We start from the raw sequence: 11,276 nt of genomic DNA on the forward strand, positions 1-11,276 counted from the left end.
TCATTGGGGACAGCAGGCTTACGCCACCCGGCCCAGCAATTCTCCCTCTGCCTGCCGGTACAGCTTGTGCGCAGGCCGGGCCAGGCCGAGATTCTCGCGCAAGGTCTTGCCTTCATATTCGGTGCGGAACAAACCGCGTCGGCGCAGCTCCGGCAACACCAGCGCGACGAAATCGTCCAGCCCGCCCGGCAAGGTCGGCGGCATGATGTTGAAGCCGTCGGCGCCGCCCTTCAGGAACCATTCTTCCAGGCGGTCCACGATGCTCTCCGGCGTCCCGTGAATCGACCAATGGCCGCGCGCCGTCGCCACGCGCAGATAGAGTTGGCGGATGCTCAGGTTCTCGCGGCGCGCCAGCGCCGTCACCAGCTGGAAGCGGCTCTTGGTGCCGTTCGGCTCCTGCAGGTTCTCCGGCAACGGTCCGTCGAGCGGATAGCCGGACAAATCGATGCCGCCCAGATGCTGCTGCAACAGCGACAAGCCGACGGTCGGATGAATCAGCGATTGCAGCTCTTCGAATTTTTCCTGCGCCTCGCTCTCGCTGCGGCCCACCACCGGAAACACGCCCGGCATGATCTTCAACTCGTCCGGATGACGGCCGTATTTGTCGAGACGCCCTTTCAGGCTGCTGTAAAACTGTTGCGCATCCTGCAGCGATTGCTGCGCGGTGAAAATCACCTCAGCCGTGCGCGCCGCCAGCTCCTGCCCCGGCTCGGAAGACCCGGCCTGCACCACCACCGGATGCCCCTGCACGGGACGCGCCACGTTCAAGGGCCCGCGCACGGAAAAATGCTTGCCCTTGTGATTGATCGCATGCAGCTTATTGAAATCGAAATGCACGCCCTCGGCCTGATCGAAACGGAAGGCGTCATCCTCCCAACTGTCCCACAAGCCGTTCACGACATCGACGAACTCTTCCGCACGTTCATAACGGGCGCCATGTTCGGGATGCTTGTCGAGATTGAAGTTGTGCGCCTCCGATTCCGACCAGGAGGTCACCACGTTCCAGCCGGCGCGGCCGTTGCTCAGGTGATCGAGAGACGCAAATTTGCGCGCGACATGATACGGCTCGTTGTACGTGGTGGACACCGTCGCCACCAGGCCGATATGTTCCGTCACCTGCGACAACGCCGATAGCAAGGTCAACGGCTCGAAGGTCGCCGCACGCGAGGTCAGATGCAAGGTATCCGCATCGTGCGAGCGGATCGCTACGCCATCCGCCAGGAACAGCGCATCGAACTTGCCGCGCTCGGCAGTCTGCGCGATCTGCCGGTAATGCGCGATATTCTGCCCGGCATCGGCCTGCGCCCGGGGATGGCGCCAGCCGGCCACGTGATGGCCGGTCGCCTGCAAAAAGGCGCCGAGCTTCAATTGTTTTTTTTGCGAGCTCATGATGCCACCGCCGCAGAAACCGTCTCGGCAGAACGCGTCTTCTCAGGCGCGTTGCGCGCCACGCTGCGACGTCCGTCGACGCTGACCGGCACGTCGCCGGCGATTGTCACGCGACGGACCACGCGATGCTGATCGCCGTAGTCGTTGATCGCATAGTGCTGCGTCGCGCGGTTGTCCCAGATCGCCACATCGCTCGGCGACCAGCGCCAGCGCACCGTGTTCTCCAATCGCGTGACATAGCTGTCGAGCAGCTTCAGCAGATGCTCGGAGTCGGCAGTCGGATAACCCAGCAGCTTCTTGACGAAATGCCCCAGCACCAGCGTACGTTCGCCGGTTTCCGGATGCACCCGCACCACCGGATGCTCGGCTTCGTAGATGGTCGAGGTGAAGACTTCGCGATAGCGCTTCAGGCCCGTTTCGCTGGCATTGAAACGCGAGGCGTAGTCATAGTCGTTGGTATGCAAGGCCCACAGATTGTCGGCCAGCTGACGCAGCGCCGGCGGCAGGTCCAGGTAGGCTTGTGCGGTATTGGCCCAGACCGTATCGCCGCCGTAGGCAGGAATCTCCACCGCACGCAGAATCGATGCCTGCGGATATGCTACATCGAAGGTCACGTCGGTGTGCCAAGAATTTGCTCGGCCGCCATGCGCGGAATCCAGCTCCAGCAGATAACCCGTACCCTCGCGCACCGGCACCGTCGGATGCGCCACCGGGTCGCCGAACAAGGCCGCGAAAGCTTCCTGTCCCGCATCGTCAAAATGCTGCTGGCCGCGGAAGAACAAGACCTTGTACTTCAGCAGCGCCTGGCGAATGGCGCCAAAGGTCGTTGCGCCCAGATCGCCGGACAGGCGCACGTCGCGAATCTCCGCGCCGATACGGCCGGCGACGGGGTGCAAATCAAGCAATGCTTCTGACATCTTGTATCTCCTTGACTGAAATAACGCTGGCTAAGATGACGTCTTACGGTTGAGCGGCGGAAGACGGACGACAATTTTTTTGGCAGGCGACATTGGCGGTATCCGGACGGCTGTCGTTGATGAAACCGTCGCGATTCGGCATGCGCACTTTCGGCAAGGCCTGCGCATCGAGCACGGCGTTGTCGGCGACGATGCCGTTCAGGTTCAGCAGGTACGCCGTCACTGCATACACCTCGTCGGCACTCAGGCTCTGCGGTGCGTTGTAGGGCATCGCCCGGTTGATGAAATCAAACACGGTGGTCGCATAGGGCCAGAAGCTGCCGATGGTTTTCACCGGCTTGGCCGTCGCCAGCGAACCTTTGCCGCCGACCAGCTGATCAGCCAGCCCGCCTTCGCCCCTGGCGCCATGGCAAGCCGCGCATTGCTGCGCATAGACGCTGCGGCCGCGCTCCACACTGCCGCTGCCCTTCGGCAATCCTGCGCCATCCGCAGCGACGTCGATGTTCCATGCCGCCAGGTCGCGCTCGCCGGCGGCACGGCCGATGCGGTAGATCTGCGCCTGTGCAGCCGGCAGCGCGAACAGGATCGTGGCGCAGCAAGCCATCGCAAAAATGGAAAGCGACCTAAACCTGGACATTGGTGATAACTCCGTCGCTTGCCACTTTCCAGCTCTGTATGGCGTTGAAGTGATAATTCGATTCGACGCCGCGCGCCTCAACCAACTGGGTCGCCTTCGGTTGCACATAACCGGTTTCATCCACAGCCCTGCTTTGCAACACCGTCGGCGCGCCATCCCAGCGCCACGGAAAACGAAAGCGCGTCAACGCTCTATCCAATACCGGTTCCTGCAATTGCGCGGCATTCCAGCTGCGTCCGCCATCGGTCGACACGTCGACACGCTTGATGCGACCGCGCCCGGTCCAGGCCAGCCCGGATATTTCGTAAAAGCCCTTGTCCTTGAGCCGGTGATCGGGCGCCGGAAAAGTAATCACCGACTTGGTTTCCATCAGAAACGTGAACTGGCGCGCCGTACCGTCCGGCATCGAATCCGTGTACTTCGACGTCTCTTCGCGCGTCATGAAAGGCTCACGCCCGACCTTCAGGCGGCGCAACCATTTGACGCTCATGTTGCCCTCGAAACCGGGCAAAAAAAGACGCAGGGGATAACCATGCTCCGGTCTCAGGCGCTCGCCGTTCTGGGCATACACCAGCAAGGCGTCGTCCAGCGCCTTGCTCAACGGAATGCTGCGCGTCATGCCTGCCGAATCGCTGCCTTCCGCCAGAATCCACAAACCTTCCGGCTTGATACCGACTTCTTCCAGCACGACGGCCAACGGCACGCCGGTCCATTCGCAGCAAGACAGCAAGCCGTGGCTGAACTGCAGCGAGGCGGTGCCGGGACCTTTCCATTCGCGCCCGGTGTTGCCGGAACACTCCAGAAAATGGATGCGCGACACCGACGGCAAGCGCACCAGATCGTCCATCGTGAAAATCGTCGGCCGCTCCACCAGTCCATGCACTGCCAGGCGGTGCCGATCGGGATCGATCTGCGGTATGCCGGCGTGATGCCGCTCAAACACCAGACCGGTCGGCGTAATGATGCCGTGCAGATTCTGCAAAGGCGTCATCGATGAGTTCGCCCCCGGCAGCGGCGCTGCGCCACGCGAGCGGCGCACCACATTTTTTTCATACGGCGACGGCTGGCCGTAGGGATGCCACAACACCGGCTCGCCCGGCGTCTTGCTCCATGGCGCCACCTCCAGCGGTTCGGCGCGCGCTCCCGGCGCCAGCGCTGCGCCGACTAGCGCTCCGCCCAGGCTCGCGCCGCCGCGCAAAAAGCGCCTGCGTCCTGTTTCAGGACTTGTTTCGCTGCTCATGGCCGCATCGTCTCCGTCGGTTTCTTGTTATTTTCAAATCGCGAATTGCCACTGGCGAATCTGATCCGGATCGATAGGGTCGGCGCGCAAAGGAGGCTCCGCCAGGCTGGCGCTGTCGCCGGAAAACTCCTTGAGCACCTCTTGTTTGACTTCCGCAAAACCTGTCCCGGCACGCTCGCGCGGATGCGCCAGATCAACCGGCACGATGCGCCGGATACGTCCCGGCCGCGGCTCCATCACGACGACTTTATCGCCGAGATAAATGGCCTCTTCCACATCGTGCGTCACCAGAATCATGGTGATGCCCTCGGCCTGCCAGATGCGATGCAGTTCCTGTTGCAGATACGCGCGCGTCAATGCGTCGAGCGCGCCAAAAGGCTCATCCAGCAGCAGGATCTCCGGCTTGCTGACCAGGGCGCGCGCAATCGCCACACGCTGCGCCATGCCGCCCGACAGTTGATGCGGATAGGATTTTTCAAAGCCTTCCAAACCGACCAGAGCAATGTGCTCGCGCACGGCCTGGCGCTTCTGTCCCGGCGTCAGTTCGGCATTGAGCAAGCCCAGCTGGATGTTGTGCTCCACCGTCAGCCAGGGAAACAGCCGGTGTTCCTGAAACACGATGCCACGTCGCAGACTGGTGCCGACAATGCGCTCGCCGTCGAGCAGCACCTGCCCCTGATAATCCTCTTCAAGACCGACGATCAGGCGCAGCAAGGTCGACTTGCCGCAACCGCTGGAGCCCACGATGCTGACGAACTCGCCTGGTGTAATCGTGAGCGTCACGTCTTCCAGCACCGCCAGGTCGCCCTGTTTGACGGGATAGGATTTACTGAGATGCTGGATATCCAGCGTACCGGCCAATGACATCTTCACTCCTTAAAATTGCGCGACAGAGCGGCCGCGCCATGCCAGCAGACGACGCTCCAGGCGCGCCGCCAGCCAGTTCAGCGCAAAGCCGACAAAGCCGACCACGATCACGCCGAAAATCACCAGGTCCATCAGAAACAATTCGCGCCCGTCGATCATGGTGTTGCCGATGCCCTTGCCCGACACCAGCAGGTATTCCGCGCCCAGCGTCGCCAGCCACGCATAGATCAGCGCCAGATGAATGCCGGCCAGGATAGATGGCGACGCCGCCGGCAGGATCAGCTTGAACAGCCACTGGCGACGATTGAACTTCAACACGCGCGCCGCTTCGATCAGTTCGCCCGGCACGCTGCGTATGCCTTCAAAGGTATTGAGCACCACCGGGAAGAATGCCGCCAGCGACAGGAAGGCCACCTTCGCGGCATCGCCCAGGCCGAACCAGACCGACAGCAAGGGAATCCAGGCGAACAGGGAAATCTGCTTGAGCGTATGGAAGGTCGGGCCGATCATGCGTTCGAACAGGCGCGACAAACCGAACGCAATGCCGAACGCCAGCCCGCCGGCGACGCCGATGGCGAAACCGATGAGGTCGCGCCGCAGGCTGGCCGCGAGCGCGTCCCACAATTCTCCGCTGCGCACTTGTTCGACTGCGGTGTCCCACACCTTGTCGACCGGCACCAGCAAGGGCGAAGTCGTCCAGTGAAAACGGGCGGCCAGCCACCACAGCGCCAGCAGCACGATCGGCAAGACCCAGCCGCGCAAGACTTTCGGCACGGGATGTTTGTCTTCGGGATGCAAAAAGGACATGGCGATCTCCTGTCAGAATCCGCTGCGGCGCCAGCCGAGCAAGAGCACTTCAATCCGCGCCAGCACCTGATCCAGCGTGTAGCCCACCACCCCGACCACGACCACGGCCGCCATCACCACATCCAGCTGGAACAACTGGCGACCGAAAACGATCATGTAGCCCAAGCCTTCCGACGACGCCAGCAACTCCACCACTACCAGCGCCAGCCAGGCATGCGTAAAACCGTAGCGCACGCCGTTCCAGATCGGCGGCAGCGCTGCGGGGAAAATCACGCGCCACAGCAATTGCCAGCGCGAGAATTTCAGCACGCGCGCCACTTCGACATAGCGCGCCGGCACGTTCTCGATGCCCTTGTAGGTATTGAGTGCGATCGGCACCAGCGCCGCCTTGGAGATCAGGATGATCTTGAGCGCTTCGTCGATGCCCACCAGCAGCATCAGCAAGGGCAGCCAGCCCAGCACCGGCACCTGGCTGAAGGCCTTGAACAAGGGATAGACGTAATCCTTGAATACCGGCGACAAGCCCATCGCCACGCCGAGCAGCAAACCGCCGATCAGCCCGACGCCGAAGCCGAACAACACCCGCAGCAGACTGATCCTGAGGTTGTCGAACATTTCGCCCGACGCGACCAGATCGCCAAACGTCAGCAGCACCGACTGCGGCGACGGCAAGACCTGCGGCGCAACCCATTCGAACCGGGCCGCAACATACCAGAGCAGCAACAGAAACAAGGGAAACGGCAGCGCCAGCCAGCGCGGCGACCACTTGCTGTAGAAGCGCGCCTGCGGCAACGCAGACGCTGCCGCGGCATGAGCCGGTCTGGATGGCGCAGATGGTGAAGGTGGCGACAACTCCAGCGCTGCCTGCTGCGTACTCATGGCTCAGGTCCCCAGAATCTTGCCGTTGACCTGGAATACCGGCCAATAGGTTTCCAGGCGCAGTTCTTTCAGCGCCGCCTTCAGGTAGCTCTGATCGATCCATTGGTCGACATCGAACTTGGCGCGGCTCAGCTTGAGGCGATAGGCCTGCTCCACCGAGTCCTTGTAGCGCGCCACGAGAAAGGGATCGAAGTTGGGATTGATGCGCACGCGCAGCGGTTCGCCGTCGTAGTCTTCGCGCCAATGCTCGTAGGGCGTGCCGGCCTTGGCCCACAGGCGCAGGACCTCTTCGCGGTTGACTTCATCCGAGGCCCACTTCGAGGTCTTCACGAAAGTCTTGACCACGCGTGTAGTGATCGCAGGATATTTTTGCGCGAACTCTTCGGTCACCAGAACGTGCGACTGGGTGGTGAAAATCGGCGAGCCGCCCTTGCTGCTGTAGACGATGCGCGCGGCGTTCTTGTCGCGCAGGCGCAGCAGGTTGATATTGCCGAATGCGGCATCGATATCCTTGGTGCTCAAGGCCGCCAGCGTGGTCGCCTGATCGAGGTTGATGGCGCGCAGATCGCGCTCCTGCAGGCCGTTCGCTTCGAGCACGCGGTTGATCGGCAGTTGCGCGTTGGTGCCCTTGAAGATCGCCACGCGCTTGCCGCGCAAATCCTTGACCGACTGGATGGGAGAATCGGGCGGCACTGCAAGATAGATATTGGAACGCACACCGGTGGCGAGCACCAGCTTGGTCTTGAGGCCCGCCGACCTGGCGACGATAGCCGGCAGATCACCCTGGAATGCAAAGTCGAGCTGCTTGTTGGTCAGCGCTTCGTTGACGGCCGGTCCGGCGCCTTTGAAGAAGAACCACTCGACCTTGATGCCGTCGGCCTTGAACTCTTCTTCGACCCAGCCCTTGGCATTGGCGACGGCGGCCGAACTGCCTGAAAACTGCGGCGGATTACCGATGCCCGGCTGCGCCACGCCGATGCGTATGGTCGCCGGCTGATTCTCTGCGCGGGCTTGCAGACCCAGTAATGCAGCACCTGCGCCGACGCCGCCGGCGGCAAGATGCTTGAGCACGGTTCTGCGATCCAAAGTCATGGATTTCCCTTTCGTTACCTGATGATGCAAATGGCCGCCATCGCGGAGCAAAAATCTGCGATCAAGTATAGGTAAGGGAAAACTGGCGACAAACGAATGAATTCGTATGTCGTTATGCGAAACTTTTTATCACGATCTCATCGGTGCGTTGCGCGTCTGCGCATGCATGCGCATATCGCAAGAGAGGAAAAGCCGGTGCGCAGCAGGCAGATTATCGGCTGCGATCCGCCCGCGAGCGCATCACTGCTGCGCTGGCCTCGACGAATCCCGAGCCACCCGGGCCGGCGGTAATCCAGCGCGGATGAACGGCAATCTGATCGAGATAATGCACCACGGTGCTGACACCGACGGTATGCCGGAAAAATCCGAACATGGGCGCGTCATTGACGGAGTCGCCGCTGTACAGGACGGCATCGCGACCGGAGGCATCGTCGATGTCGACGCCGTAATATCCGGCAAGCACGCGGCGCGTCATCGATAGTTTGTCGTAGCCGCCGAGCCAGCCGAGGATCCAGAGATTGTTGATGGCGACGTCGGCGCCTTCGTTGCGTAGCGCAGCGACAATGCGTTCGCGCGTCTCCGCATTCCTGGGAATGAAAAAGGCGATGCTGGTCATGCGAAATGCTTGATCGTCGGCAACAGTTGCCTCGGGGATAGCCTTCTGGATGCGCGACACGATCGCCTGCAGCCGCATCGTACTCTCCATCCGGCCGAGATCATCGTGCCAAAACTGCCTGACGACGCCCTGTCCGTCTTCGCCACGGCGAAAAAACAAGCCGCCGTTTTCACCGATGACGCCGTCGATGGGCCACATGCGCGCCATCTGATCGCACCAGCCCGCGGGCGCTGCGGTGACCGGGATCACCCGTACGCCGTCGGCTTGCAAAGCTTCCAGCGCACCATAGGTCGCGGCGGCAAGCCGCCCGCCATGGGTCAAGGTTTCGTCCATGTCGGTAAGAACGACACGAACCGATTTGAATTCTTCTTTATCTGCGGTCGATAGCGCCTGCACAGGTCCCCCTCCTGTTAGATTCGCCCTGTAGTTATCGTGGGCGTCTAAGGGTACCTGTTTATTTGCCTTCCTGACAAGCGTTGCGTGCATCAGGATCAGGCGCAAAGCTAGTCCGGACGCGATCATTCGGGGCGCGCCAGATGCCATGCCGGCAGATCAATTGAGGTCACCAACGCGCCGTTGGCGATTGCGTTCGGTCAGCGATCCATCTTGAAACCGCCGACTATCGTCGCCAGCCGCGTCGCCTGATCCTGCAAAGACTGCGCAGCGGCGGCGGCCTGTTCCACCAGGGCCGCATTTTGCTGCGTGCCCTCGTCCATGTGCGTGATGGCGCGATTGATTTCTTCGATACCGGTGCTTTGCTCGGAGCTGGCATTGGCGATTTCGCTGACGATCGCGCTGACGTTCTTCACACTGGCCACGATTTCCACCATGGTCTGCCCGGCCTTCTCCACCAGATGGCCGCCGTCGGTCACCTTCGACACCGATGAATCGATCAGCACCTTGATCTCTTTGGCCGCCTGCGCACTGCGTTGCGCGAGGCTCCGCACTTCGCTCGCGACCACCGCAAAGCCGCGGCCTTGTTCGCCGGCGCGCGCTGCTTCAACGGCCGCATTCAAGGCGAGGATATTGGTCTGGAAGGCGATGCCGTCAATCACGCCGATGATATCGACGATCTGGCGCGACGACTGATTGATCGCTTCCATGGTGGCGACGACATTGCCGACCACTTCCCCGCCTTCCGCCGCGATGGCCGACGCCGCCAGCGCCAGCTCGTTGGCCTGGCGCGCATTGTCGGAATTCTGCTTGACGGTCGACGTCAGCTCTTCCATGGCGGAAGCGGTTTCTTCCAGCGCGCCGGCTTGCTGCTCGGTGCGGCCCGACAAGTCGAGGTTGCCGCTAGCGATCTCGGACGAGGATACTTTGACGGCATCGCTGGTGCGCCGGATCTCCTGCAGGATCGTCGTGATCTTTTGCACGAAGACGTTGAATGATCGGGCGATCTGGCTGACTTCATCCTTGCCGTCTTCCGGCAGGCGCATGGTCAGGTCGCCGTCGCCGGAACCGATGCTGTCCATGGCATTGCGCACCTGCGACAGGCGCTTGAATACGGCTTTGGTGATCATGCCCAGGATCAGCGCCGCCAACGCCGCCACCAGCACGATGGCAATCAGCGACGACTGCGTCGCGTGACGCATGCCGGCGTTGACGTCGGCCTTGTCGATCGCCACCAGCAAGGTCCATTCAGTGTCTTTCACGGGGATGGCCTGCACCAGCTTGGCGGCGCCGTTGAGCACGATCTCTCTTTTTGCGTCGTCACCGGCGAAGGCATTGAGACGCTCGGCCGTCAATTCAGGATTCCAGTCCTTGACCGGCTTGTTGATCCACTGCGCATCGGGATGCGCCAGCATCATGCCGTCGCGGTCGACCAGGAAGGCGAAGCTGGCCGGTGTCGGGTGCACCGCCTTGACCACATTGCTGACGCCGTCAAGAAACACCGCTGCCGCCACCACGCCCTGCAAGACGCCGTCTTTCTTCACCTGCGCGGTGAAAGACACCATCGGTTTCTTGGTGACGACATCGGTGTAAGGCTTGGTCACCACCGCCTTGCCGGCCTTGACCGATTGCTGATACCACGACCGTCCGGTCGGATCGTAACCGGGCGGCAATCCCTCGGCCGCCGAGGTGAAGGCGGTCTTGTCTTCCTTGCCGAAGGTGGTGACGTAGAACCCCCCGCTCTTTTGCAACTGCTTGATGACGAATACCGGATCCGCCTGCAACACCCCATCGGCCGCAGCCGCCGCCATGCTGGCCTTGGCCGCCACCCACTCGTTGATCGCCGAAGCATAACCGTCGGCGATGGAACGCGAACTCTGGTCGATGGCGAGGTCGTTGTCGGTCTTGACGATGACATACGACACTGCACCGACCACTCCCAGACTCGCAATGAGCAAGGCAATACTGAAAAACAAAATACGCGTTCTGATCGACGTAAACATGGTGACCCTTCCCTGGCTTTTTATAGGACTGCTATTACGTAAGGTGTTGTGAACTTCCTGCGGTCAGACAAACTTGCCAATCCGCCCAACCACCGCCTCCCGCACCGACCCGCTGGTGATAAAGGAATGCGCCACCTGAATATCGTTGTGGAACCAGCGATCGCCGTCCAGGCACGCCGGGATCTGCTTGCGGATTTCTTCGTACGCCGCTTGCGTGCCCTCGCCCAGCACGAAGTCTTTCAGCAACTCTTCGGTCATGGTCAGCCCCTGCGCCGCCAGCAGCATTTCCACGCCGACGATGTATTGGGTGTTGGCGACCACGGTGGCGGCCTTGCGGGCGCACCAGGTCGAGTTGGAGATGTGGTCTTCGCTGTTGCCCTTGGACGGGATGCTGTCGACGCTGCCCGGCATGGACAGGGTGCGGTTTTCCATGACC

At 61.6% G+C, this 11,276-nt stretch carries 11 protein-coding genes; all 11 read right to left on the reverse strand.

The annotated features are described in order from the left end of the window. Window positions 1–18: 18 nt before the first annotated feature. Window positions 19–1,389: an LLM class flavin-dependent oxidoreductase gene (locus AKL25_RS17300; RefSeq protein WP_050478953.1), complete on the reverse strand. Its 1,371-nt coding sequence runs from the start codon at window positions 1,387–1,389 to the stop codon at window positions 19–21. After that, entirely contained in the window at window positions 1,386–2,306 is a 921-nt protein-coding gene (locus AKL25_RS17305; protein ID WP_050478954.1) for a TauD/TfdA dioxygenase family protein, read from the reverse strand. Before AKL25_RS17305 ends, AKL25_RS17300 begins: the two co-directional genes overlap by 4 nt. A 43-nt stretch (window positions 2,307–2,349) precedes the next feature. Further along, window positions 2,350–2,943: a c-type cytochrome gene (locus tag AKL25_RS17310; protein ID WP_050478955.1), complete on the reverse strand. Its 594-nt coding sequence runs from the start codon at window positions 2,941–2,943 to the stop codon at window positions 2,350–2,352. After that, window positions 2,930–4,183 carry a sulfite dehydrogenase gene (soxC, locus tag AKL25_RS17315; protein WP_050478956.1) on the reverse strand — a complete coding sequence of 418 codons (1,254 nt, stop codon included), beginning with the start codon at window positions 4,181–4,183 and terminating at the stop codon, window positions 2,930–2,932. The genes AKL25_RS17310 and soxC overlap by 14 nt, the downstream gene beginning before the upstream one ends. A gap of 33 nt (window positions 4,184–4,216) precedes the next feature. Next, the gene (locus AKL25_RS17320; RefSeq protein WP_050478957.1) at window positions 4,217–5,050 is read right to left on the reverse strand and encodes an ABC transporter ATP-binding protein; all 834 of its coding nucleotides are present in this window, start codon (window positions 5,048–5,050) and stop codon (window positions 4,217–4,219) included. 9 nt (window positions 5,051–5,059) lie between these two features. Continuing rightward, a complete protein-coding gene (locus AKL25_RS17325) occupies window positions 5,060–5,857 on the reverse strand; it encodes an ABC transporter permease (protein ID WP_050478958.1) in 798 nt (265 codons plus the stop codon). Window positions 5,858–5,869: 12 nt separating this feature from the next. Next, the gene (locus tag AKL25_RS17330; protein ID WP_050478959.1) at window positions 5,870–6,736 is read right to left on the reverse strand and encodes an ABC transporter permease; all 867 of its coding nucleotides are present in this window, start codon (window positions 6,734–6,736) and stop codon (window positions 5,870–5,872) included. Between the two features lie 3 nt (window positions 6,737–6,739). Next, a complete protein-coding gene (locus tag AKL25_RS17335) occupies window positions 6,740–7,828 on the reverse strand; it encodes an ABC transporter substrate-binding protein (RefSeq protein WP_050478960.1) in 1,089 nt (362 codons plus the stop codon). A gap of 211 nt (window positions 7,829–8,039) precedes the next feature. Next, entirely contained in the window at window positions 8,040–8,945 is a 906-nt protein-coding gene (locus tag AKL25_RS17340) for an HAD-IIB family hydrolase (protein WP_420840719.1), read from the reverse strand. A 92-nt stretch (window positions 8,946–9,037) separates the two neighbouring features. Next, entirely contained in the window at window positions 9,038–10,840 is a 1,803-nt protein-coding gene (locus AKL25_RS17345) for a methyl-accepting chemotaxis protein (RefSeq protein ID WP_050478962.1), read from the reverse strand. 63 nt (window positions 10,841–10,903) lie between these two features. Beyond that, the coding region (locus tag AKL25_RS17350; RefSeq protein ID WP_167541903.1) for an aromatic amino acid lyase at window positions 10,904–11,276 on the reverse strand (373 nt) is incomplete at its 5' end.

Source organism: Herbaspirillum rhizosphaerae (genome assembly GCF_001189965.1).
Taxonomy (GTDB): Bacteria; Pseudomonadota; Gammaproteobacteria; order Burkholderiales; family Burkholderiaceae_D; genus Herbaspirillum; species Herbaspirillum rhizosphaerae.

Bases quoted from the DNA above. Each gene is read 5' to 3' on its own strand.
- AKL25_RS17300 (WP_050478953.1), bottom strand. From the start codon at position 1,389: ATGAGCTCGCAAAAAAAACAATTGAAGCTCGGCGCCTTTTTGCAGGCG.
- AKL25_RS17305 (WP_050478954.1), bottom strand. From the start codon at position 2,306: ATGTCAGAAGCATTGCTTGATTTGCACCCCGTCGCCGGCCGTATCGGC.
- AKL25_RS17310 (WP_050478955.1), bottom strand. From the start codon at position 2,943: ATGTCCAGGTTTAGGTCGCTTTCCATTTTTGCGATGGCTTGCTGCGCC.
- soxC (WP_050478956.1), bottom strand. From the start codon at position 4,183: ATGAGCAGCGAAACAAGTCCTGAAACAGGACGCAGGCGCTTTTTGCGC.
- AKL25_RS17320 (WP_050478957.1), bottom strand. From the start codon at position 5,050: ATGTCATTGGCCGGTACGCTGGATATCCAGCATCTCAGTAAATCCTAT.
- AKL25_RS17325 (WP_050478958.1), bottom strand. From the start codon at position 5,857: ATGTCCTTTTTGCATCCCGAAGACAAACATCCCGTGCCGAAAGTCTTG.
- AKL25_RS17330 (WP_050478959.1), bottom strand. From the start codon at position 6,736: ATGAGTACGCAGCAGGCAGCGCTGGAGTTGTCGCCACCTTCACCATCT.
- AKL25_RS17335 (WP_050478960.1), bottom strand. From the start codon at position 7,828: ATGACTTTGGATCGCAGAACCGTGCTCAAGCATCTTGCCGCCGGCGGC.
- AKL25_RS17345 (WP_050478962.1), bottom strand. From the start codon at position 10,840: ATGTTTACGTCGATCAGAACGCGTATTTTGTTTTTCAGTATTGCCTTG.